Source organism: Candidatus Hydrogenedentota bacterium, from assembly GCA_035416745.1.
Lineage (GTDB): Bacteria > Hydrogenedentota > Hydrogenedentia > Hydrogenedentales > SLHB01 > UBA2224.
Window position 1 is genome coordinate 15253 of sequence record DAOLNV010000017.1, and the last position, 24542, is coordinate 39794.

Below are 24542 nucleotides of genomic sequence, written 5' to 3' on the forward strand. Positions count from 1 at the left end.
GAAAGAATCGTCTCTCGTCTGCGTTCCATATCTTTGATATGAAGAATTGAGTATTGTGTCCCCAAAATTGAATTGAGGGGTGCCGGGGGCATTGCTGCGCCCCGCACCCCTCATTTACTGCTTACACTATGTCCGCATGGCCCCGCTTACGCGGCGGCCAGGTGACGTGCGCCATTGTACAAGGTCACGGAAAGTCCATGCCGGAAGTGATGCCGATCGGGTACTTAAATGCGAATTCGTTTACCGGCCATGCATCGTGCCCGTGGTAGCGAGCCCATTCCACGTGGCCGTCCATGAACAGGATGTTCATGCCGCCCGGAATGTGGTTGAACCGGTTGGCATCAACGCCGCCGCCGCCCGCAGAATACGCACGGCTCTCGTCGTACATGACAACGAGTTCAGACTGCGCGGTTGCCGAGCCCGCGGGATTGTTGATGTCGGTGATGCAGAACCGCTCGATGCCTTCACGCAACCGGCGAATGGTGATCTCTTTGCCCGACGGCAGCGGGGGAGGGGTGAAGTCGTTGTCTCTGTTCGCCCACTGAATGCTGCTGTCTGTCGTGTTGTACGAGCCGCTGCCCATGATGTAGCAGCCGACCGCGAAATAGTCATCAACCGTGTTGGTCATCCACTCTTGCGCGATCATGCGGCCGAAGTACCGGTAGCTGCGGACATCGGTGAACCGGCTGGTGTAAAGGTCGGTGTGCCAGTACGGCGCGCACGCATTCGGATTCAAACCGCAATCGTAGAAACGCGCCCTGGCGGTCCCGGAACCAACCAGCGGCTCAACAACCCGGGGGGCAGCTTCCTTGCCAAAGCAGGGGTTGTCCTTCTCCTTGTTGGTGGTGGCATAGGTGACGAAGTTCTGGTCGCAGCCGCCCAGGGTGTTTCTGGCCAGACTGAAATCGGTGGCTTTGTAGTCGTCATACCGGCCGGCCGACGGGCATGCCATGATCATGACGTCCGTGCAGTATTCCGGATAGACCTGCCATGCGCCCATTGCAGCGGCCATCTTCTTGCCCGCGACATTGGTGTCGGTGTTGGTGTGGTCAATGCTGCAATAGGGCCACACTTCGCCTTTTGACTCGTTGGCGAACATCTTGCAGACGATGCCCCATTGCTTGAGGTTATTCTGGCAGCTCGAACGCCGCGCGGCTTCGCGGGCCCGCGCCAGTGCCGGCAGAAGAATCGCGGCCAGAATACCGATGATCGCGATAACGACCAACAATTCAATCAGCGTAAAACCTTTCTTAGATACCATGATATCGACTCCCTATGGTTTATCAAGAGTACTTCACTCAATTGGTCTCAAAACTTCATCTCGGCTCAGCGCGTCGAAACCTCGACGAATATGCCGCGTGGGTACCACAGAATTTCCGCTATTCCCTCCTTTCCTGACTGTTACAGGGGACACCCAGCACCGGAAATGACACTCATCACCTGTACCTATCCCCCTACCGTGTGTGAAACCTGAGGACAGACCTTGAGGCTCCGGCATGTTCCTGAGACTCACCAGCACCCCACGACTCCTGGGTGCTCGTGTCAGCCGCCCTGCGCCGGATTCGGGCCCCCAGACCCTTACCCAAACCCCAACAGGACGTAAGGAGCCACAACGTCCTACTCCAGACGGCGGGCTTTCTAGGAGAGCAACAACCAAATCAAAAGAATAATCGCTTAACTATCAACTGCCCGTCATCTCTTGGCAGGATTGTGCCAGCACTGCCATTTGAATGTCAAGAGCTATCTGTGGTAGCTGTTGTAGGGCATCTGCAAGAACGACGTAAGCTACTAGACTTTAAAGACTTAAGTAAAGACCACAGGAAGGCTTGAGGTGGGAAAAGCAGCCGTTCCACGGTCACCGGCTTCCGCTCCGACGAGTAATTCCGGGGCAAAAACGAATAAAATATCCCCTGCGCGCGCGGCAGTTGCGAATGCGGGCACCGCTCCCCCTCTGGATGATAATCGACAACTAACGGCAAGCCTTGAGGGGATAAGCACAAATCTCACTGATAACCCCTGAATACTCCATCGTTGATCCGGCCGAAAGGAATTCGCGCTCGAAGCAATGCGTTGGCGGGCGAAGTGACCAATAAACCGAGTGTTGTGTCCCCAGAGTCAGAACAGAGTAAGGAGTGCCGGCGATACTGCTGCCGGCACTCCTCGCTCCCGTACTTCTTTTCTATATCCGCACGGCCCCGCTTACGCGGCGGCTGTGCGCAATATGTCTGAGACGGTCTCAGGGGAAATCCAAATTGTCGGGGTCGCAGCCGGGCGGCACCACGTAGGCGAATTCGTTTACCGGCCAAAGCTCGCTGCCATGGTACCGCGCCCATTCCACGTGGCCGTCCATGAACAGGATGTTCATGCCGCCCGGAATGTGGTTGAAACGGTTGGCATCGACGCCGCCGCCGCCCGCATCATACGCACGGCTCTCGTCGTACATGACAACGATTTCCGACTGCGCAAGGGCCGAGCCCGCGGGGTTGTTGATGTCGGTGATGCAGAAACGCTCGATGCCCTCACGCAACCGGCGGATGCTGATCTCTTTGCCGGAAGGCAGCGTGACGCTGAAGTCGCTCGCCCGATTACGCCACGAGGAATTGGTTTCCGAAGTAGGAGCGCCCGGCCACTTCCCCGTGGTGTAGTTGTTCATGACGCTCTGCCCGACCGCCCAGTAGTCCAGCGCAGTGTTCACCATCCAGGACTGCTCGATCATGCGGCCAGGATAGCGGTAGCTGCGAACATCGGTGAACCGGCTCGTGTAGAGGTCGGTGTGCCAATACGGCGCGCACGCGTTCGGGTTGATGCCGCAATCGTAGAAACGCGCCTTTGTGCCGCCGGAGCCTACCAGCGGCTCCACTACTCGGGGGGCAGCTTGCTTGCCAAAGCAGGGGTTATTCTGGTCGTTGTCGGTCGTGGCACGGGTCACCGAATTGGTGTCGCAGCCGCCCAACGCGTTTCTGGCCAGGCTGAAATCGGTGGCTTTGTAGTCGTCATAACGGCCGGCTGACGGGCAGGCGGCGATCATGACGTCTGTGCAGTATTCGGGATACACCTCCCACGCGCCGGGGGCCACGGCCATGTTCTTGTCAGCCGCGAACGACGTATTCGTGTGGTCAATGCTGTTGTAAGGCCAACGTTCGCCCTTGGACTCGTTGGCGAACATCTTGAAAACGATGCCCCATTGTTTGAGGTTGTTCTGGCAGCTCGAACGCCGCGCAGCTTCGCGGGCCCGCGCCAGTGCCGGCAGAAGAATCGCGGCCAGAATGCCAATGATCGCGATCACCACCAGCAGCTCTATCAACGTAAAGCCTTTCTTGGATATCATAATGTCGACTCCCTGCGGTTCTTTACGATTCAGCTCCGTTACTTTTCATTTCATCAGGACCGATAAGCTCTTCGAAACCCTTACGAAGATGCTTGATGAGTACGGATTGCTTCCCTTGGCGCTCTCCTTATCCTTAGGGTTGACGGAGGACTCTCCACCAGGAGTGGCAGCGACCCCAACCGCCAATCCTCTATTCAAGTTCTGCAAGCTGAAGGGTATCGTTTCGCACGGCCCCTCGCCTGCCGCGCCTCGGACTGCCGAAGCGCTATGCTTCAACCGTCTTGTCCGACGTTTGGGCCCTTTTCCATAACCAAAATGCTAACAATGACTTAGGAGCCCGAAAGCCTCTGCGTTAACAACGCCACTTGCCAGCAAGGTCCAAATCACCTAGAATTGACGCGTCAGCCGACAGGTTTCATAGCCAGCAGTCTATGTTGGATACGACACTAACAGGGTTGTAGTGTCGATAATTGAATATTTTGATCGGATTTCCAGAATGAATAAGTTGTACGGGCTGATCGCGGAGCGAACCGTCCAACGGTACGGCTACATATTGACTGCGCAGCGGCCGCTATCCGTTGGCTACCACGAGTTCACGCATGTGAACGGGGAAACCCCGCGTCCGTGCGAGGACTTGGCCTGGCCGGGTACGGTGGACCACCTCTCTCCCGAGAACAAGCGCGAACTGCCGCCGCACGACCACGATCATTGCGAGTTGCTGCTGATCCTCGGGGGCAAAGCCGTGCACCGCACGCAACACTACGTGGCGCCCCTGGGGCGGGGAGATATCGTCATGACGTCTCCGGGACAGCCCCACGCGTTCGACCAAATCGACGGCATCCAGCGGATCGAATGCGGGTGTTTGTCGGAATGTGTCGCACACGGCTCGGAGGACCTGTGGGGGGAGCCGGGCGTGCTTCAGCTTTTTCTGGCGCCCGATGCCCTGGCCCCGGCGGGAAGCCTCCGGGTAACCCATCACAGGCTGAATGAAGAGAATCTGGCGTTATGTATCGCGGAATTCCGGGCGATGGCGCTCGAGCTGGAACGGGGGAGGCCATCGCTTCCCTACCTCAGGCGCTGTCTGGGCAAGCTGATAATCGTGGTGGGGCGTTCGTACGCGGATTCCCAAGGGCTTGACCCTTCCGAAAGTCTGAACGAACAGCTTCTCGACTGGCTCAGGATAATCGAGAATCACGCCTCCTCGAACGAGCCGTTCCGCGTGTCTGACCTTGCGAAGCAGTATGGACTGTCGCCGGGCCATCTTGCGCGCCAGTTCAACAAAGCCGTTGGGGTCAGTCCGTCCCAGTATTTCCAGCACCGCCGCGTGCAGCACGCGTGCTGGCTGCTGCTGCACACCCAGCATTCGGTAACGGACATAGCCTACGCGCTTGGTTTTTCGGATGTTCCCCATTTCGAGAGAGTGTTCCACGAGCGGCGCAAGATGACGCCGCGCGCCTACCGCGACCGTTTCAGCGAAAAAAAGCCGTAACTTATCCCCTTCCCACACGAAGGTTGGATGGAGCGGGCGGCCGCTGTCCCGCGGCTGCACTGCACTCCCCGCCATGGCGTGATTTCCACGGTTAACGCCGTGAGGGAAAGGACATAAGCGGCCTGGCGCGCACGTTTGCGCGCGCAGGTTGCGCGCAGCATGCCCGGCACATTCAAGGATCATTTTCCTCAGAGCTTGTGATATAACTTCTGTTCTGGGCTGTGTTTTGGTGTCGGGAATCCGCCCGGACGCCCTGTGCGCAGCAGGCCGGGACCGGGCAGGAATTCAACGTTTGAGGCGCAGGAAGGGATGGGCACGCTATGACGAATGATCTGTCCGGGAAAGAGATCTTATTGGCGGCGATACGGAACGAGCAGACGCCCCGTCCGGCGTGGCTGCCCTTTGTGGGGGTTCATGGCGGAAAACTTATCGGCAAGACTGCGACCGAGTACCTGCAATCCGCGGACTGTGTGGTCGAGGGTTTGCTGAAAGCGCGGGAATTGTACAAGCCCGACGGGCTGCCGGTGTTGTTCGACCTGCAAATGGAAGCGGAGGTGCTGGGTTGTAACCTGCAGTGGGCTGACGAGGTGCCGCCGTCGGTCACGTCGCATCCGCTGACCTCGCGCGCTCTGGGCGATCTGCCCGAGTTCGACCTCGCAAAGGGGCGGTATCCCATCGCGAAGGAGGCCTTGGTGCGCTGCCGAGAGAAGATGGGCAGCGACGTGGCGTTTTACGGCCTGATTACCGGCCCGTTCACGCTGGCGTCGCACCTGCGCGGAAGCGAACTGTTTCTCGATATGATGACGTCGTCCGATGAGGTGCACCGGTTGTTGGATTACTGCGCGAATGTGGGCTGCAAGGCGGCGGATTTCTACCTCGAGCACGGGGCGGACGTAATCGCGGTGGTGGACCCGATGACGAGCCAGATATCTCAGCAGCATTTCGAACACTTCATTGCTCAGCCGCTGAACAAGGTCTTTGCCCACATTGCGGCGAAAAACGGGATGTCGTCGCTGTTCGTTTGCGGCGACGCGACGCGCAATCTCGAGTTGATGTGCCGCACGAAGTGCGACAACGTGCAGGTCGATGAAAACATTCCGCTGGACCTGCTCAAGAACCTGGCTCACAAATACGGCAAATCGTTCGGGGGCAATCTCAAGCTCACGGTGGTACTGCTCTTGGGCAGCGAAGCCGATTGCATGCTCGACGCCATCCGCTGCATCGACCTGGCGGGTCTTCAGGGCTTCATTCTGGCCCCCGGCTGCGATCTGCCGTACGCCACCCCGGAGCGCAACCTGATCGCGGTGGCCCAGATGGTGCACGACGACTATCAGCGCCAGGTGTCACGCACTTCCCTCAAGGCAACCCAGATGGAGTCGTTTGACGATATTCAGTTGCCCGATTACGGCAACAAGGACGTGGTGTTTGTGGACGTCATCACCCTGGATTCGTCGGCCTGCGCGCCCTGCCTGTACATGATTGACGCCGCGCGCAACGCCGCCGAACACGCCAACTGCTATGTCACCGTGCGTGAGCACAAGGTCAAAACGCGCGACGGCATCGGTTACATGTGCCGGCTCCACGTCGAGAACATCCCGTCGATCTGCATCGACGGCAAGCTGCGCTTTTCTTCGCAAATCCCGGACCGCCACACCTTGATAGCCGCTATCGAGGCGCGGGCAAAGGAAAAGCAGGGAGGCGGCGGATGACCGCGCTGAGCCTGGTCACCGGATTCCTGGGCAGCGGCAAGACCACGTATTTGCGCCGGCTCGTCAACCAGTACCGCGACCGCCGGCTGGTGTTCCTGGTCAACGAATTCTCTCCGGTGGACATCGACGGGCCCCTCCTCGGGAGCGTCGAGGATGACGTCCTATCGCTGCCCGGCGGCAGCATCTTCTGCACATGCCTCGTAACGGAATTCATCAGCACCCTCAAGAGCATCCCCGAGCGGTTCGGCAGAGAGGCGCCGGTGGAGGGCGTCATCATCGAAGCCAGCGGCATCGCGAACCCGAAAGTCGTCGAGCGCATGCTCCGCGAGACCAGACTCGACGAACATTACGCCCTCAGCACCATCGTCACCATCGTCGATCCCGGCACGTTCCCCGTTCTCAGGCACACGTTGCCCAACATCGTAGCCCAGGTAGAGGCCAGCGATACCGTCATCCTCAACAAAGTCGATGTGTTCGACGCGAAAACCCTCGAATCCGTCGAAGAGGACCTCCGTCGTATTCACCCCGGGGTGCGGATCGTCCGTGCAACATATTGTGAGGTCGCTCTGGATGTCCTAGCGATGCCGCAATACCGCGGGCTGGAGGGGGAATACGCGCCGTGCGCGGATCCCAATTACGCGCGATTCACCGTGAAGGTGCCGGTTCCCCTCGATGAAGCCAGACTGCGCGCGGCACTGGAGGGCGTGAGGACGGTTCTGTTTCGCATGAAGGGTTTCGTGCCGGGGCCGTCGGGCAGCCTTTACCTCGATTATTCGGGCTCGGGCCTGACCCTCGCACCGGCCGCGGAACCGCATCCCGCCCACGAACTCGCCATCATCGCCAGCGGGCCCCGCTACGAAGAAGCCCGCCGTTTTGTCGAAGCTCTCAAACGCGGCGCCTGCAACGCCTGATGCCGCTCCCCGCGAAGTAACGCTGCCCGTGCCGGCTGGTCCAGGGGGATTCTTTGCGCAACGGATCGCGGTGTCGCATGTATAATAGGACAGGGCGTGCTCGATGGTAGCGGGAGCGCGGTACGGTTGTGGCTGGCCGCGAGAAGCGGGGAAAGCCGGCGTTCCCGTAGAGGGAGGGAAATTCCATGCGAAACAGGATTGGTCTCACCGGGACGTTGCTTTTGTGCGTGTTCATCGCAGGCATTGGGTGCCCGCTGTCGGCGCCGATGCTGCGGCTGGTTTTCAATCAGGGAACCTGCGGCGACACAGCCGGTTACAGCGAATCGGACTATTCAGACTTTTTCGGAGGCGAACAGCAGCTCGGCGACGATTTCGAGCTCACTGCGCCAACGTCGACCGTCACCCTCGTGAAATGGTGGGGCGCCTACCGGGACGACGACCCCGTGACCGACGATTTCACGCTGACTGTCTTCCGGGACAATGGGACCGGCATGCCGGATACGGGCGGCTACTGGGAATGGCGGGCGGGCGACGTCGTAAACCGCACCGCTACCACCATGCGCATTGCCCCGGCCACTTGGGACCTGACCGTCTACGAGTACAGTTGCGAGGTGGAAGGCTGGGTGGGAATGGAGCCGGGCGAAAAATACTTCCTCTCGATTGTCAACGACACGGGCAAATGGATGTGGTGTGACAACGGGTCGGCCTCCGAGGGGAACAACTTCGGCGTGGCACGCGAGGGGTGGGGCGATGACTGGGGCTCCAACGCTGTTGACATGGCCTTCCAGCTCTGGAGCAACGAGGCGCTGTGGCCGCCGGGGATCTGGGAAAAATAGATGCGGCATCTTGCCGCCGACGTTGACCGGCGGGGGCGCCGGTCCCGCACGCCCGTTCTTGCGCTGCAACCCGCGGGGCAGTAGAGTATCCCTTGGCGCACACAAGAAAGGGAGGGCTGTCTCATGGGGAAACGCCGGGGATGGATTCTGGTGATATTGGCGGTGGCGGCGGTCGGCTTGGGGAGCGGCGGTTGCGCGCGGCTGGGCGCACCTCGGGGAAAAGGCCCGCTGACGCTGGCCGATAACGGCCAAACGGATTTCTTCATTGTGATTGCGGAGGACGCCTCGCCTTCGACCAGTCACGGCGCGGCCGAACTGCAGCATTACCTACGCGAAATCACTGGGGCGGTGTTCCCGGTACAAACCGACGCCGTAGCGATGGGCAAGCACGAGATCATCCTGGGCGACAGCAAACACCTGCGCCAGCTCGACACCCGGGTGGATTTCGATGCGCTGGGCGATGAAGGCTACGTGCTCCGCACGGTGGGCCCGCATTTGGTGATTGCCGGGGGCGCGTTGCGGGGCAATCTCTACGGCGTGTACGGCCTGCTCGAAGACCACTTCGGCTGCAAGTGGTTTACCACTGCCGTGAGCCGCGTTCCGAAACAGCCCAGGCTGAAGTTCGGCCCCATAAACGAGACCAAGGCGCCGGTTTTGGAGTACCGGGAACCGTTCGTTATGGATTGTTTTGACGGCAACTGGTGCGCCCGCAACCGGATGAACAGCAGCGCGGCCTCGCTCGAGGAGAAGCATGGCGGCAAGGTGCGTTTCGGCAACGGCATGTTCGTGCACACGTTCAATTCTCTCGTCCCGCCGGATACCTGTTTCGATGAGCATCCCGAGTACTTCTCGGAAATAGGCGGCAAACGGGTCAAGGACCACACGCAACTCTGCTGCACCAACCCGGACGTGGTGCGCATCGTCACCGAAGAGGTTAAGAAGCGCATCGCGGCGGACCCCGGCGCCTTCGTGTACTCGGTGTCGCAGAACGACTGGGACAACCATTGCGAGTGCGCGGTCTGCCAGGCCCTGGCCGAGAAGGAAGGGTCGCAGATGGCGCCAGTCCTGCAGTTGGTCAACCAGGTCGCGGAAGAAATCGAGAAGGTATACCCCGACAAGGCCATCGAGACCCTTGCCTACCAGTGGACGCGCAAGGCCCCGAAGACGATGCGGCCCCGGCCAAACGTCATCATCCGGCTGTGCAGCATCGAATGCTGTTTCATGCATCCCCTGGCCACCTGCGACAGCGAGCAGAACCGCGCGTTCCGGCGGGACGCCGAGGCCTGGGCCAAGGTCGCGAACCGGCTCTGGGTATGGGATTACGTGACCAGTTTCCGCCATTACCTCGTGCCGTTCCCGAACCTCCGGGTGCGTGACGACAACATTCGGTTCTTCATCCGGAACAACGTGGTGGGCATCTTCGAGCAGGACACCTACACGACGCGGAACGGCGAGTTCAACGAGCTGAGCGGCTATCTCAACGCGAAGCTCTTGTGGGACCCTGAATATGGCGAGGACCAGGCCATTGACGAGTTTCTCGAAGCGGTGTACGGCAAGGCATCCAGACCCATCCGTGCCTACCTCGATATGCTCCACGACAAAGTCGAGAAGGAGAACATCCACTGCGACATCTGGATCGGGCCCAAGGAGGCGCCTTACCTGACGGAAGACGTGATGGCGAAGGGCGAGAAGCTGTGGGACAGTGCGGAGGCCGCCGTCGCGGACCAGCCGGCGGTTCTCGAACGCGTAAAGATTGCCCGGCTCTGCCATGAATACAGCTGGCTCGAACAAAACCGGCTCAAGGGCAATGTGCTGTACGAGTTCGACCACGCCAATTTCGCGGTCCAGCCCCGGCCGGATTTTCAGAGGCGCGTGCAATCGTTCTTCGAGGTGGCGCGCAAGGCCAGCGTAACGTGGATGGACGAAGGCACTATCAGCCTGGATGCCTATGCCGAAAGCTTCGCGGTTGCGTTGCAGGGCGGCAGGCAGACTCTTGAACCTCTGGAGCCGGTGGCGGTGGCGAATCCGCAACCCGGCATCGCGTTTCAAGCGTACACCGGCGGATGGGACGCGTTGCCGGACGTGACGGGTCTTACGCCCGCCGGGGAAGGTGTGGCCACGCACGTGCATCTTGACGCCTGGCCTGACGGGGGCGGTTTCGCGCTGCGTTTCTCGGGATTCTTCCTGGCGCCCAACGACGGCATCTATACCTTCGCCATCGGTTCAAACGACGGCAGCCGTCTGACCATCGGCGCCAAGGTTGTTGATAACGACGGGCTTCACTCCCTTCGGGAACGGTCCGCTCAGGTGGCGCTTCGAAAAGGGTACCATCCCATCGCCGTAGAGTACTTTCAGGCGGGCGGGGCCAAGGAATTGTATCTGCGTTACGACGGTCCCGGCATCAGCAACCGTCCGATCCCTCCATCGGCGTTTTATCACGACGCGGGATAACGATGGTGCGGGAATCTCGTGAGGTTCTCATTGGCCGGACGGGCCAGCCGCTGTTATAGTAGCCCGCAAGGAACGAGTGAAGGAAATTCCGTATGATGTATTTTGGCGCATGTTACTATCCCGAGCACTGGACGCCCGACCAGGCCAAGAACCACATTCCTTACATGAAGCGCGCGGGCATTAACGTCGTGCGCATGGGCGAGTTTGCCTGGAGCCATTTCGAGCCCGAGCAGAGCCGCTACCGCTTCGAATGGATGGACACAACCATTCAGGCGCTGCACAAAGAGGGCATCGCGACCGTTTTGTGCACTCCCACCTGCATCCCCCCCCAGTGGGCGGTCGTGAAGCACCCGGGCATGTTGCAGCGGGACGCCGAGGGCCGCGTGCGCAACGCGGGCTCCCGCTGCCATTGCTGCAAGAACGCGCCCGAATACCAGATGCTGTCGGACCGCATCGTCGAACAGATGGCGCGGCACTATGCGGATATGCCGGGGATCATTGGCTGGCAGACCGACAACGAGTTCGGGTGCCACAATTCGACCCGGTGCTATTGTGACCATTGCTTGGCGGCGTTTCGCGACTGGCTGCTGGAGAAATACAAGGACACCGACACCATCAACCAGGCGTGGGGCACGGCGTTCTGGGGATTCGAGTTTCAGCAATGGAACGAGATCCCCCTGCCGCGGCACATGCCCGCCGGCAACAACCCGAGCCATTGGCTCGATTTCGTGCGCTTCTCGTCGGACACCCAAGTCAAATTCCAGCAATCCCAGTTCGAGCTGCTCAAACAGCTCTGCCCGAAACATTTCGTCACCCACAATTTCATGGGCCGTTTTCCCGACATCGACTACTACAAGCTTGCGCAGTTCACCGACTTCCCGTCGTGGGACAACTATCCCGAGAGCGGCAGCGACCCATTTCTGCCGGCGTACCAGCATGAGATCACGCGGTCGTTCACGGGCAAATTCTGGGTCATGGAACAAAAGAGCGGTCCTACGGGCGACTCGGAGACCGGCCTTTTGGGCGAACAGCCCGAACAGGGCGAAATCCGGCGATGGACCTGGCAGGCGATCGCCAACGGGGCGGACGGCGTGTGTTATTTCCGCTGGCGCGCCTGTTTAAGCGGCGCGGAGCAGTATTGGCATGGCATTCTCGATCATGACGGCGTGCAGCGGCGGCGGTACGCCGAGATTTCCAAGACCGCCCAGGAAGTGGCGAAGTTCGGCAACCTGTTCGCGGGGTCCACGGTCGATACGCCGGCGGCTATTCTGCGAAGCTACCCCCTGTTGTGGAGCGTCGAGCGCCAACCCGGCGCGGCCGGATTTCACTACGACGACCACTGCTACGAGATTTACCGCGCGGTGAAGCGCACCGGGCACAACTGTGATTTCGTCAACATCGACGGCGACCTGAGCAAGTACAAGGTGGTCTTTGCGCCATGTCTGTGCCTTGTAGACAAGAAGCTGGCGGACAAACTCGATGCCTTCGCGCAGGCGGGCGGCACGGTGGTATTCACGCCGCAATCGGGGGCGCGCACGCCGAGCAACACGATGTGGGCCTATCCGCGGCCCGGCGCGCTGACCGCCATGGCGGGACTCACCGTCGAGGAGGTCCGCCCATATCACCACGGCCAGACGGAGGCCATCGAACCCGCGGGCGACAGGTCTCCCGTGCCTCCGGCAACCGTCGCGAAATGGGTCGAGGTGCTGGCATGCAAGGAGGCGCAGCCTGTCGCGCAATTTGCAGGCGGCCGGCTCAAAGAGAAGTGCGCGGCCGCACGAAACGCGTGCGGCAAGGGCATGGTGTATTATCTCGGCGTGTACCTGCCGGCCGAGGCGATGGCGGCATTCGCGGCAGCCGTGCTTCCCGCCTTTCCGATTGCGGATATCCCCGAAAATGTGGAGATTGCGCGGCGGACCGGCAAACAGGGGTCGTACATGTTCGTCATCAACCACGGGAGCCAATCCGAGGTCATCACCCTTCCCCATGCCCTCGCGGAGTTGATCACCGGCGAAAAAGCCGGCCCGGAGGTCAAGATCGCGCGCAACGGGGTACTGATCTTCAAGACGTGATCGAACGCGCGGCCCCGGCTTTCGTGTTACAATTCCATCGGAAGGAGGGCTCCACCTGCATGAAGCTGAGCTTTGTCATCCCCGCCTTTAACGAACGTGACTCGGTTCGGGCTGTCGCCGAGGGAATTCTTCAAAACACCGGCGGGCACGATGTACAGCTCCTCTTCATCGACGATGGAAGCACCGACGGCACCTACGAAGAGCTCGCGGCCCTGCGCTCGGAGCACCCCGAGGTCGAAATCGTCCGGTTCCGGCGCAATCTCGGCAAGTCTATCGCGCTTGCCGCGGGCTTTGAACGCGTTTCGGGCCAATTGGTCTTCACCATGGACGCCGATCTTCAGGACGACCCCCAGGAAATCCCCGCCTTCCTCCAGAAACTCGAGGAAGGCTGCGATGTCGTTGTCGGGTGGAAAAAGACCCGGCGCGATCCCTGGCACAAGGTTTTCCCCTCGCGCGTCTACAACTGGCTCGTCTCTCACGTGCTGGACCTCGAGTTGCACGACATCAACTGCGGCTTCAAATTGTTTCGGCGCGAGGTGGTCGACCGCTTGTCGGTCTATGGCGAACGGCACCGTTTGCTTCCCGCGCTGGCGCGTGACCTGGGTTACCGCATCGCGGAAGTGCCGGTACATCACAATCCGCGCCGCTTCGGCCGGTCCAAGTATGGTATCGAGAGGTTTGTGCGCGGCGCCATCGACGTGGGCACCATGGTCTTCTTGTATCGTTACGTGAACCGTCCGATACATTTCTTCGGATTTCTGAGCCTGATGACGATGTTCCTGGGCCTTTGCGGCATTGTCGCGGGATTCGTCTTGCTCTTTTTCGCCGCGTCGCCGGTGTGGACCGCGACACTGCTCGTCGACGGCGTCACGCTGTTTGTGGGCGGGGGGCTGGTGCTCGGCATCGGACTGCTGTGGGAACTTGTCCTGCATTTCTTCGTGCCGCTCAACGTAGGCATGTACATCGTCGAAGAACCGGGCGAGGCGCCCGAGACCGCCCGGCGCGCGAGTAAGGACGGGGTAACAAAGAGGAGCGAGTAGCCTCGCCCCATTACTCCTGCATGAATTTCTTCAGCGCTTCGTCGTAGCGGGCGCGTATGTCGGGAGGCAGGTCGGCGACGGAATTGTAGGTGCGGGTGTTTCCTTCGGAATCGGTAATCACGATCTTTTCAGAGATGAACGCTTCCTTGCCGATCGTAGGGGCGCGCCCTTCGATTTCCATGACGCGGGCCCGGAGTTCCGGGGGCATTTCCTCGAGCGAGTGATAGGTCTTTGTCGTAAACGAGGTGGTGATGTGGCGGGCCCTGTTGCCGTGCCATTCCATGAACTCCGCGTTTTCCGGGGCAGCGCCGGATTGCGCGCCCAACAGCCGGGGCCGGCCGCCGTATTCGATGAACACGGGAGAGCTGCTGCACGGAATGCGGGTGACCTGCCGCAAAGCCTCGACCCACTCGCGCGTGCGCTCCGGCATGCGCCCCTCGATTGGGGGAGTCTTGCTCCGATCGATCTGGAGCTCGACGCGCCAGTGGCCGGTCTGGTCCACCAGCCCCACGCGCCACAGGTATTCCTCGTGATTGGGTATGCCGCGCGCGGGATGACTCGCCCGCTCCTGGACGATCACGGCGATGTTGCGGAACACGTCAATGGGCCACTCCTTGGTGCGCGAGAAGACACGCCGGGCCGTGACGGTCAGGACGCCCCGCACGCCGCGGGAAATAGTGACGGCCTGCCAGAGGGCGCTCAGGGGAGCGACAATGCCGATCGCCGCGGCAAGGCCCCCTATACCCCATACGCCCGCCTTGATTCCCTGGGCATAGATGTCGCCCTTGTTCGCCGCGGCGTCCAGAGCGGCCAGCTCGCCTCTCATCGTGGCTAGTGCCGCAACGACTATCGCCGCCACCAGAGTAATGCCCAGCCGCCTGAAGAGCGTTTTCAGCGACGGCCGAAACGTGATGCTGGCCGCATCCTGCGATGCAATATACCAGTCCTCCATGGAATAGACGGCTGGACGGGAGGCGGCAGGCGAAGAAGTAAGACGCGGACCCATCACTTCCCTCCCCGTCGCGTGACTTAGCTCAGCATGCCTTCGATGATCAGGTCGACCGCCTGGTCTTCGGTGAGACCGCGCGACAACAGGGTCTGCAACTGCTTGGAATCCACGCTTCCAATGGCCGCTTCGTGCGTGACGTGGGCGGTAGGATCGTTCACCTCGACGATCGGGACCGCCTTGGCTACGGCGCGGCCCTGGACGATCTCTTTGCAGTCCACGTGGCCCCGCGCGCGGGGCGCATCGGCGATGATGGTGTTGAACACCTCGGCTCGAGCGTCGTCGCGCAGGGCGATGTTTGTCGTGAGCGCGGCCCGGGCGGCCTCGCCCACGAGCCGCGCTTTCTCATGAATGCGCACCTTGTCGTTGCCGCTCGCGCTCACCCGCGCCATCATTTCGAGCACGCTGTGGGCATGGCAGACAGCGTCGTAGGCGATGTCCATCTCGCCGACGCGTCCCTTGATGAGATCGAAATCGGTTTTGAACCGCCCGCCCTGGCCGACTTCGACCGAGGCGTGCGGAATCACCTGGACGCCGCCGCCCGGACCGTGGACGTGCCGCTCGTGATAGGAGTAGTGCGCCCCGGGAGCGAGGCGGATGCGCGCATCCATGCGGTGTTCGACCTCGACGGCGTTGGGGAAGGTGCAATGGGCGAGCACCTGCACCGACGCATCGTCTTCAACCTCCACGTCGAGGATGATCCGCTGAATGCCTCTCTCCGGCAACATGCCAAAACAGAGATGGACAGGCCGCTCGATCTTGGCCCCGGTTTTGAACCGGAAGTGCGCCTCGATGCCGTCGTCCAGCTCGTTCGTGTCGACTTCGAGTCCCGGGACCAGGTGCGCGCCGACGACGCGGTTCTGGTGGACTTCGAGGCGCGCCACGTCATCGGCGAGCACATGGCTTGGTTTGATTCCCACCGATTCCAGCAAACGTTGGACCACTTCGGCGTCGCTCATGGGGCCTCCCGCGGATCGGGCTCGTTAGCGTGGTCGCACTGCACGCACCGGTTCTCGAAATACTGGCCGATCCGTTTGACCGGTCCCTCCTCGATGACGCGTCCGTCGCACAAGAGATAGGCGTTTTCCGCCTGGCGCAGCACGACGCGGCTGTGGGTAATCAGAATGACGGTGGAACCCTTTTCCTTGAGCGTGTGAATGGCCTGGAACATCTGGTCCAGGGCCTCGACGTCGATGCCCGAGTCGGGTTCGTCCATCAGAACCAGGGCCGGTTCGATGGCGAGGATCGAGGCCAACTCGATGCGTTTGCGTTCGCCCCCGCTGAGGGTCTTGTCGACGGCGCGGTTCAGGTATCTGGCGGGATCGAGCCCCACCTGGCGCAATGCCGAAGCGGCGAGATCCCGGCCGTTCGAGGTCTTCGCTCCGGCCGTTACGAATCTGTGCACCGACAGGCCTTCGAAACGCGCGGGCTCCTGCCAGGCCAGGGTCATCCCGCGCCGCGCACGTTCATCTACCGGCACGCCTTTCAGCGATTGGCCCCGGTAAACAATGTCTCCCTCGAAACCGGTATATCCGGGCAAGCCCATGATCACGTTTGCCAAAGTAGATTTGCCCGCACCGTTGGGTCCGACGATTGCATACACCTTTCCCGGTTTGAAGCCCGCCGATACGCCACCCAACACCTGCTTGCCGTCAAGCCGAAGAGAGACATCCTGCACTTCCAGAAGTGTCATGGACGGTCCTTTCCCATACAAGAGCGGTCTCTTGTGAGTCTGCATTCATTGTAACGCGCGTTCGCGAGTGCGCTCAATGGAATATCCTCCCGGCCCCACGCGTCATTACCACGATATCTCGGGCCTTCGGCGCCGGAAACGGAGGCCAGGGGCGCCAAAATGAGACCTGTGAACCCACTCGATATCATCTGCCCCCCGGGACTTGGGCCTCTGACTGATGCTTCCGCAGGAGCAAGCCTCGGGAGCGCTGAGACTCAGAACGGTATGTCGCCGTCGCCGGCGGGAGGTACGTCGTAATCTTCGGGCTCATATTCGCCGACACCCGGAGGCGGCTCCTGCGTACGGGCCGCGGCAGGCCCCTCTTCGAGGTCGCGGAAACGCTGGACCGGTTTGTCGAACAGCAAATGGAAATAGCCCGTGGGGCCGTTGCGCTGTTTGGCGACGTCCAGGCGCACTTTGTTCTGGTGCATGTGCGCGCCCTCGTCCGCGGCCAGACGCGACAACATGAGGACCACGTCGGCGTCCTGTTCGATAGCACCCGATTCCCGGAGGTGCGACAGCTTGGGGATGCCGGAGTCGTCTTTCTCGGCTTCGCGGCTCAATTGCGACAAGGCGAGAACGGGCACTTTGAGTTCGCGGGCAAGCCCTTTCACGGCGCGGGATATCTCGGCGATTTCCTGCTGCCGGTTCTCGGCGCGCGCGCCCGCGTTCATCAATTGGAGGTAATCAATGATGATGAGGTCCAGCTGGTGCTGGGACGCGTGCCGGCGGCTCTTGGACCGCAGCTCCAGGATGCTGATGTTCGGGGTATCGTCAATAAAAATAGGAGCATTGTTAAGGTGTCCCGCGGCCATCTGGAGCTTCTTGAAGACGTGCTTTGCCAGGAATCCGGTACGCAGTTTCCCCGAGTCAATCTCGCCTTCCATGCAGATCATGCGCTGGACGAGCTGTTCCTTGGCCATTTCCAGGCTGAAGATGAGCACGGACTTGGAACCGCGCACGGCAATGTGGCGAGCCATGTTGAGGGCCAGGGCGGTCTTGCCCACCGAGGGCCGCGCAGCCAGGATGACCATGTCAGAGGCCTGCAGACCCGAGAGAAGTTCATCCAGCTTGTCGAACCCCGTTGCGATGCCCGTTATGCCGCTGTGCGACTTGATGATGCTTTCGATCTTCTCGACGGCGGGTTTCAGCAGCTGGCTTACGTGTTGAATGGGGTTCAACTGGCGCTTCTCGGCGATCGCGAAGATGTCGGCCTCCGCGCTGTCGAGAAGAAAATTGACGTCTTCGCGCCCTTCGTAGGCCTTGCCGATGACGCGGGTGCATATGGTAATGGTGCGCCGCAGCACCGCCGTATCGAGCACGATGCGGGCATAGTGCTCGATATTGGCCGAGGTGGGTACCGCGCTGGTCAGTTCGGCGACATAGGTTGCGCCGCCGGCGCCCTCGAGCGTGCCTTCGCGAGTGAGCTGGTGAACCAGGGTCGTGGAATCCACCGCCGTCCGGTCGCGGAACAGCGACAAAATGGCCCCGTAGAGGTGCTGGTGCGCCTGAGCGTAAAACACTTCCGACGGGGTTTCGCGCAGGATCTCGACGGCGGTTCCAATGGCATCGGGGTCGAGCAGCATGGCGCCAAGCACCGCCCGCTCCGCGTCGATGTCGTGGGGCGGCGTACGGTCAAAAACCGGGTCGGTCTTGGGGCGCGTAGCCACCGAATATTACTCCTCGGAAGATGCTGACTCGGCTGTTTCCTTCTGGGATTCCGCCGCGTCGGCGGCGGCAGCTTCGGCCGGGATGGCCTCCACCGCTTCGGCCTGGGCGGGCGCTTCGGGCTCTTCGGCGCTCACCCACACCTTGATGTTCGCCGTGATGCCTTTCATGAGGCGCACCGGCACCGTGTAGATGCCCAGACTCTTGATGGGTTCGTCCAGTTCGATCTGCTTCCGGTCGAACTTGTAGCCCAATTCGAGCAGCTTCTGGGCGATCATGGCCGATGTGACTGAGCCAAAGATCTTCTCGTTTTCGCCAGCCCGCGCCTTAATCTCGACGGTCTGGCCCTCGAGCGCCTTGGCTTCCTGGCCCAGTTCGGCGCGAACCTTTTCTTCGCGGCGGGCGATGATCCGGCGCTGATGCTCCATCTCCTTCGCGCTGCCCGAGTCCGCGGGCACCGCCAGCTTTCGCGGAAACAAGTAGTTGCGGGCGTAACCATCCGACACATTGACCGTGGCGCCCATGTCGCCAAGATGCGCCACATTCTCACTCAGGATCACCTTCACGGCATCCACCTCCCTTTGTCTTCTGAACAGCCGCCCGGCGGGACGCCGGACAGGCCTTTCACTCGCTCACATTCACACATCCGGGTTATTCGTCGCCGCCGCGGCCCTCGCGCAGCTTCTCGCGCGCCGCCACGAGACGATCCACCTTTACGCGAAACTCCCACCACGTGTCGAAGAGCCCGGCAAAACTCAACATCCAGCCCCCCGCGTATATCATAAACACGACCAATGCTATGACGACAAACGCATGGGGCCGCAGATGCCGCACCGCGTACACGACGAGGCTCAATCCATTGAGCCAGTATATCGCAGCCAGGCCAATCGCGGCATTCCACGCAATGGCCCGGGTCACGCCGTTCGGCGCGCGCTGCTCCACAAACCAGGCTACGGCGCACAAAATGGCGGGCCAGACCAGCCACTCCGGCGGCCGCATCGTTTCGAACCCCGTGCGGGGACCCGGCAAACCGTGCCGCAGCCGGACCCAAAACGCGGTTGCGCCGGTAGCCAGGGCGGCACACACCAGAAAAGACCCAAACATCAGGCCCGCACTGACATCGGCCCAGTGTTCGACCAACATCCAGCGCAGGAGATCAAGGGCGGCTTCCTGCCCGGCCGCATCGCCCCCGGCATCCCGCGTCTGCGCAAGCACCGCATCATACGATGCGGCGGCCTGTTGTTCCCATACGCTCCACGTCATGTGGAACGCCACAAACCCGGCGAATACCGCGCAGGTCCACGCCGTCACCCGGGAGACTACCGCGCCGAACGTATGTTGACGCCGGATTCCCGCGCCAAGCACGACGCCCGCCAGCACAAACAAGCCGTAAAACAGCCCGGCCTGTGCCCGCAGCGTTACAAACCCGCCGATCAGTACGGCGCCAGCAATCGCGGCGCCAGCCAGCACGGTCCGCCCCGTTGCCCAATATGCCGCAACGAGAAAAACGAACGGCAGCGGCGCGACCGGATTCGCCCCCGTCCACGAAAGCACACCACAGAAAATGGCCGCCGCCGTCAACGCCGGGACGTTCCGGAACGCCGCCGCGATGCCCCCGGCCGGCACGCGTGGGCCCCGGTCACTCCGCCACGTAAGGCAACAGCGCAATCTGGCGCGCCAGCTTTATGGCGCGCGTCAACATGCGTTGATGCTGGGCGGTTGCTCCGGTAATGCGGCGAGGAATGATCTTCCCTCGCTCCGTAACATAGTGTTTGAGAAGGTTCACGTCTTTGTAATCGATATAAACGACCCGGTCGACCGTTAACCGGCAGACCTTGGCCCGGCTGGAACCGCGCTTTTTCTTCTTGCGCCGTTTCGACCGTTTACCCATTGCTCTTGCCATGGTTTCCTAACTCCTAGTGCAGAAGGGCTTAGCATTCAGAAGGGGACGTCGTCCTCGGGGACCGGCTCTTCGATTTCCCGCGGGGCGGGTTTGCTGCCGGAACCGCTGTCCGAGTCCCAATCCAACGTTTGGATACGGTCTGCCTGCACCTCGATTTTGGTGCGTTTCTGGCCGGTGTTCTTGTCTTCCCACTGGTCGCTGCGCAGAGAGCCTTCCACCATGATTGGGCGGCCCTTCTTGAGGTTTTCGCCGCAATACTCGGCGGTGCCGCGCCACGCTACGACATCGACGAACAGCGTTTCTTCGCGCCGTTCGCCTTCGCGGGTCTTGTATACCCGGGTGACTGCCACCCCCATTCGGCATAGAGGGGTGCCGCTCGGGAGGTAGCGCAGTTCGGGGTCACGCGTAAGGCGCCCCGCCAAGAAGACCCTGTTCAAGTCCGGCATTCGCAGATCCGACATCCGTCCATCCCTCCAAGCTTGATGCGTTAATCGTCATCGGATGCAGCCGACCGCGCGGGCCGTCTCCGGCGTCCGCGGTCACGATCGTCGTCCTCATCCTCGTCGTCATCTTCATCACGGTAACGCGAGGGCCGTCTCCGGCGGCCGCGATCGTCGTCATCCTCGTCATCGAACGGCCGTGCCGCGTGGGCGGTTTGGACCTCCGCCTGTTTGCGGCGCTCCTGTTCGGCTTCGAGACGCAACGTGTGCTCGTCGAAATAGACCACGAGACTGCGAATGATGTTTTCGGTCAGACGGAAGTAGCCTTCCAACCGCGTTATGAACTCCGGCTCCGCTTGGAACCGCAGCAACACATAGCAGCCCTCTGTGCATCGCCTGACCTCGTAGGCCAGTTTGCGTTTGCCCTGGATCTCCGAGCGCACGACAGCTCCGCCGTTGTCCGTCACGAGCTTTTCGACGTTCTTGGCTATCGTCTGGATCTCATCGTCCTTCACTTCCGGATGAACGATGTAGAGCGCTTCGTATGTCCGCACTAGTAGTCACCTCCTTCGTATGTGGATTTTTGTCGGAAGCACGAAGCAAATATCATAGCAAACAAATCCAGACGCCTCAAGTTTCATGCGCGGTATCGGAAATGCCGGGATTCAGAGATTTCGCGCCGTATGACGGGACAACAAGCGGAATTCCCTGCCCCGACGGCAAGAATAACGCAAGCCGGGGCCTAAGGTCAAATGTCCCTATGTATCTAACAACTCCTATGGTGTGCCGAATCCAAGAAGCGCGGCATTTCTCTCCGCTCGTTCAACCCGGGGACAAGTGGGCCGCGCCATGCTTCGCCTGCGCCCCTTATTGGCTGGGATTCGCCGGGCGGGCATGCTACACTATGCGCTCGATGCGGACGGGGGCGCGGGGGACCGTGTTCCGTGGGCGTCCGGCCGCGATGGACGGCGCCGCACCCTTTAACACAATCAAATACGGAGCCAATCATGACGGACACCAAAAGCACAAACATTACGTGGCACGAATCGAATATCACGAAGGAAGACCGGGAGAAGCTGAACGGCCATAAGGCGGCGGTGATATGGTTCACGGGGCTCTCGGGTTCGGGAAAATCGACCATCGCCCACGCCGTCGAGCAAGCGCTGTATGACCGGGGTTGCCACACCATCGTCCTGGATGGGGATAACATCCGCCATGGCCTCAACAAGAACCTTGGCTTTTCGCCGGAAGACCGGGAAGAGAATATCCGGCGCATCGGCGAGGTAGCCAAACTGTTTACGGAAGCAGGGGTAATAGCGATGACGGCGTTCATCTCGCCGTACCGCGCGGACCGCGACAAGGCCCGGCAACTCGCGCGTGACCGGGCGTTCATCGAGGTTTACGTGAAATGTGCGGTCGACGTGTGCGAGCAGCGGGATGTCAAGGGGCTGTATAAGAAGGCCCGTGCGGGTGAAATCAAGGAGTTTACGGGCATTTCGGCGCCGTATGAAGAGCCTTTGAACCCGGAAGTCGTGGTGGATACGGGGGTGGAAACGCTCCAGGAATCGGCCCGGAAAGTGCTCTCATATCTTGAAGAACAGGGCATTGTCCCCCTGCGCCGGGCATAGCCGAGACCCACGCCCCCAAGGGGGCAGTCTTGGCCCGCTCCGGCCTCCAGAGCCGGCCGCAACCGCGGCGGAACGGGCAGGAACCCGGCTGGAGCCGGCGGCTGCGGGGGGTGCGGTCACGCTATGTATGCTTAGATCAGTTTGTTTGACCACAATATATTGCGTTCGGCGCACGGCTATGATAGACTGGTTTCAAAAGTCGAGGGCTTTGTCACATGCGATTCTCCCGACGTAGTAAAGGTCCGCTCGCATGGGCGCGGCGTTCCAAGTCCCGCGCGCAAGAACAGGATGCAGAACAGGAATTTGGACCCGTCGCCTCGGAAGAACGCGATGCGCTGTTGTCGCCCCACGCGGCCTCGGGAAACGGTGCCGTTGAAGAGGCCGGCAACGGTCTCGAGAACGAAGAAGCTACCCAGCACATGCTTTCGGCTTTGGGCCGTTTCCACCGGCAGGTGACGAAAGCAAAGGTTGGGGCTGCCCAGGAATTGTGGACCGACGAGTGCATGAACGAGTTGGTCACGGCGGCCGAGGTGGCGGTCAGCGAAGGGTGGCGCGAGACCGTCACCGTGCTTACGGAGACGGGCCGTATCCTCCAAACCTATGAAGACGCTGGCCGGGCCCGCGAGTGCGTAAACTTCCTTTCCGAAGCCTACGACATTCTCTCCCTGATGGTGGGCGACCTTATCGTTGGAGAGGTGCGCCGGGGCGTCATGCAGAAATGGGAAGAGTGCCACGCCAGGGCGCTTCGGAGCCTTGAGGCGGCGGGGCTGACCCTCATCAGCATCGACGAGGAGGGCGAAGATACCGGGGCTGAAAACCACAATGGCGCCCAGCCTCAGCGGGCGTTGAACACCGTCCCCTTCGAATTGCCCCCCTTGGACGATTACGACGACGAATCGGAGGAAGGCCCGGGCGGTGAGCCGCCCACGCTGGGCAACCTTCCCCCCATGGGAGAGGCGGACGCCGCACGCACGGAACCCATCAATGAAACCCTGCTCGCTAAGGAACAGGAACGCGAACATACCGCCGTCCCAACTCCGCAAGGCGCTCCCCCCCTGGAAACGGCCGAAGCTCCCGTCGTGAAGACGGCGGCGCCTCCTCCCGCGCCCGAGCCTGCCAGACCGGGCGTGCAGGCCAAGGACCCTGAAGTAGTCGCGACGCTCGATTCGTTCTGCGAGGGTCTGGTCAAGATAGAAACGGCGGGGGACCGCGACCTCACAACCGTTTATGCGGCCATGCTGGACGAGCTGGCGTTCCTGGATAAATGGGCCGTCAACGCCGAGTATGAACAAGCGCAGCGTTTGACGAGGGCGATGGCCCTGCTGTGTCAACAGGTTGCCGAGGGGAATGCGGCGCCAAACGAGAAATTCATCGAATTGAGCTACGGGTTCTGCGGGGCCTATGCCGAAGCCAATTCTTCCGAGGCCTCACCGGCCGTCAAGACGTGGCTCGACGAGTGCTCGACGCTCTACCACAAGTGGACGCAGGAATCCGAACCGGCTGCATCCCACGAAGCCGAGAAGGTGGAAGCCGTCGCGGAGGCCGGTTTGGACGGCTCTGTTGCCGCGTCCGAAGAGGAAGCGGCGGAACGTGCTGCGGCCGCTCCCGCCACGAACGACGGGTCGCCGGAATGTCTGCTGCGCATCGCCCAAGAAGCCGTTGCCGCGGGACGCCCCACCGAAGCCAAGGTCCTCGCCATGCAAGCGGCCGCGGCATTCGCCAAACGCGAGGCGGACCAGGCCGAGGAGCGGCTCAGCAACATCGAGCGCCGCATAAACGAAGGCGGGATCCAGATCGAGGGCGCGCGAGGGGAACTGCGCACCGCCGAGGAATCCGTTGTTGCGGCGGAGAAGCAAACGAAGGAGGGCGAGAAAGCCCTCACGACCTGCGGCAACCGGACCCAGAAAGCCCAGAAGCATCTCGAAGCCGTCGATGCTGAGATTGCCGATCTGGATGAGCGCATTCGCGAGTTGCAGACGCAGCGCGACGCAGCCGCGGAGCGACGGGCCGAGGCCGACCAGTTACTTGGCCAGAAACGCGCGGAAGAGTCCGATGCCGAAGCCACGCTGGGGTCGCGCCGGTCCGAGGAGGACGATGCGCGGAACCGGCTCGAGGACGCGCGCCAGAAGGTCAAGAATCTCGAACGCAAACGGAGCGAACTCGAACTCGAGATGGAACGGGCCCGCGACCTCCTGGCTCGCCAGCAGAGTTCACTTCAAGACATCCAGCAGACGATCGCCCAGCTCGAGAAGACGGATCTGGCGGGTTCGGGCAGTTCCGATGAGCTTCTGTTCTAGGTCTCGGCCTGCCAGAAGCTCGTGAATGGCAT

General features: G+C 61.3%; 20 protein-coding genes. 9 read left to right on the forward strand and 11 right to left on the reverse strand.

Annotated elements, in window-relative coordinates; genetic code table 11:
• Positions 1 to 184 precede the first annotated feature (184 nt).
• Positions 185 to 1261, reverse strand: a complete 1077-nt coding sequence (locus PLJ71_07875) for a prepilin-type N-terminal cleavage/methylation domain-containing protein (GenBank protein ID HQM48592.1) — start codon at positions 1259 to 1261, stop codon at positions 185 to 187.
• Positions 1262 to 2236: 975 nt separating this feature from the next.
• Complete coding sequence (locus tag PLJ71_07880; GenBank protein HQM48593.1) at positions 2237 to 3328, reverse strand: prepilin-type N-terminal cleavage/methylation domain-containing protein; 1092 nt, start codon at positions 3326 to 3328, stop codon at positions 2237 to 2239.
• A 496-nt stretch (positions 3329 to 3824) separates the two neighbouring features.
• Between PLJ71_07880 and PLJ71_07885 the strand changes: the two genes are divergently transcribed.
• From PLJ71_07885 to PLJ71_07915, 7 genes are all read left to right on the forward strand, one after another.
• Positions 3825 to 4817, forward strand: a complete 993-nt coding sequence (locus PLJ71_07885; protein HQM48594.1) for an AraC family transcriptional regulator — start codon at positions 3825 to 3827, stop codon at positions 4815 to 4817.
• Positions 4818 to 5137: 320 nt separating this feature from the next.
• On the forward strand, positions 5138 to 6526 hold the full coding sequence (locus tag PLJ71_07890) for a uroporphyrinogen decarboxylase family protein (protein ID HQM48595.1): 1389 nt from the start codon (positions 5138 to 5140) through the stop codon (positions 6524 to 6526).
• Entirely contained in the window at positions 6523 to 7437 is a 915-nt protein-coding gene (locus PLJ71_07895; GenBank protein HQM48596.1) for a GTP-binding protein, read from the forward strand. The genes PLJ71_07890 and PLJ71_07895 overlap by 4 nt, the downstream gene beginning before the upstream one ends.
• Positions 7438 to 7622: 185 nt before the next feature.
• Positions 7623 to 8273, forward strand: coding sequence for a hypothetical protein (locus PLJ71_07900; protein HQM48597.1), 651 nt, complete (start codon positions 7623 to 7625; stop codon positions 8271 to 8273).
• 123 nt (positions 8274 to 8396) lie between these two features.
• Positions 8397 to 10724, forward strand: a complete 2328-nt coding sequence (locus tag PLJ71_07905) for a DUF4838 domain-containing protein (GenBank protein HQM48598.1) — start codon at positions 8397 to 8399, stop codon at positions 10722 to 10724.
• 92 nt (positions 10725 to 10816) lie between these two features.
• Positions 10817 to 12796, forward strand: a complete 1980-nt coding sequence (locus PLJ71_07910; protein ID HQM48599.1) for a beta-galactosidase — start codon at positions 10817 to 10819, stop codon at positions 12794 to 12796.
• 59 nt (positions 12797 to 12855) lie between these two features.
• Positions 12856 to 13836, forward strand: a complete 981-nt coding sequence (locus PLJ71_07915; GenBank protein ID HQM48600.1) for a glycosyltransferase family 2 protein — start codon at positions 12856 to 12858, stop codon at positions 13834 to 13836.
• A gap of 10 nt (positions 13837 to 13846) precedes the next feature.
• Here the strand turns inward: PLJ71_07915 and PLJ71_07920 are convergent, their stop codons facing one another.
• From PLJ71_07920 to rpsF, 9 genes are all read right to left on the reverse strand, one after another.
• Complete coding sequence (locus tag PLJ71_07920; protein HQM48601.1) at positions 13847 to 14842, reverse strand: hypothetical protein; 996 nt, start codon at positions 14840 to 14842, stop codon at positions 13847 to 13849.
• 23 nt (positions 14843 to 14865) lie between these two features.
• Positions 14866 to 15801 carry a SufD family Fe-S cluster assembly protein gene (locus PLJ71_07925; protein HQM48602.1) on the reverse strand — a complete coding sequence of 312 codons (936 nt, stop codon included), beginning with the start codon at positions 15799 to 15801 and terminating at the stop codon, positions 14866 to 14868.
• Positions 15798 to 16535 carry an ABC transporter ATP-binding protein gene (locus PLJ71_07930; protein ID HQM48603.1) on the reverse strand — a complete coding sequence of 246 codons (738 nt, stop codon included), beginning with the start codon at positions 16533 to 16535 and terminating at the stop codon, positions 15798 to 15800. The genes PLJ71_07925 and PLJ71_07930 overlap by 4 nt, the downstream gene beginning before the upstream one ends.
• Positions 16536 to 16789: 254 nt before the next feature.
• Positions 16790 to 18244: a replicative DNA helicase gene (gene dnaB / locus PLJ71_07935; protein ID HQM48604.1), complete on the reverse strand. Its 1455-nt coding sequence runs from the start codon at positions 18242 to 18244 to the stop codon at positions 16790 to 16792.
• Between the two features lie 6 nt (positions 18245 to 18250).
• Complete coding sequence (rplI, locus tag PLJ71_07940) at positions 18251 to 18808, reverse strand: 50S ribosomal protein L9 (protein HQM48605.1); 558 nt, start codon at positions 18806 to 18808, stop codon at positions 18251 to 18253.
• Between the two features lie 85 nt (positions 18809 to 18893).
• Positions 18894 to 19868, reverse strand: a complete 975-nt coding sequence (locus PLJ71_07945; protein HQM48606.1) for a DUF2232 domain-containing protein — start codon at positions 19866 to 19868, stop codon at positions 18894 to 18896.
• 13 nt (positions 19869 to 19881) lie between these two features.
• Entirely contained in the window at positions 19882 to 20145 is a 264-nt protein-coding gene (gene rpsR, locus PLJ71_07950; protein HQM48607.1) for a 30S ribosomal protein S18, read from the reverse strand.
• Positions 20146 to 20180: 35 nt separating this feature from the next.
• Positions 20181 to 20606 (reverse strand): single-stranded DNA-binding protein, encoded by a 426-nt coding sequence (gene ssb, locus PLJ71_07955; GenBank protein HQM48608.1) that lies wholly within the window; start codon positions 20604 to 20606, stop codon positions 20181 to 20183.
• 26 nt (positions 20607 to 20632) lie between these two features.
• Positions 20633 to 21139: a 30S ribosomal protein S6 gene (gene rpsF, locus PLJ71_07960; GenBank protein ID HQM48609.1), complete on the reverse strand. Its 507-nt coding sequence runs from the start codon at positions 21137 to 21139 to the stop codon at positions 20633 to 20635.
• Between the two features lie 453 nt (positions 21140 to 21592).
• Here rpsF and cysC point away from each other — a divergent pair, with 453 nt between their 5' ends.
• Both cysC and PLJ71_07970 read left to right on the forward strand, forming a co-directional pair.
• A complete protein-coding gene (gene cysC, locus PLJ71_07965) occupies positions 21593 to 22213 on the forward strand; it encodes an adenylyl-sulfate kinase (protein HQM48610.1) in 621 nt (206 codons plus the stop codon).
• A 215-nt stretch (positions 22214 to 22428) separates the two neighbouring features.
• Complete coding sequence (locus tag PLJ71_07970; protein HQM48611.1) at positions 22429 to 24510, forward strand: hypothetical protein; 2082 nt, start codon at positions 22429 to 22431, stop codon at positions 24508 to 24510.
• Positions 24511 to 24542 lie beyond the last annotated feature (32 nt).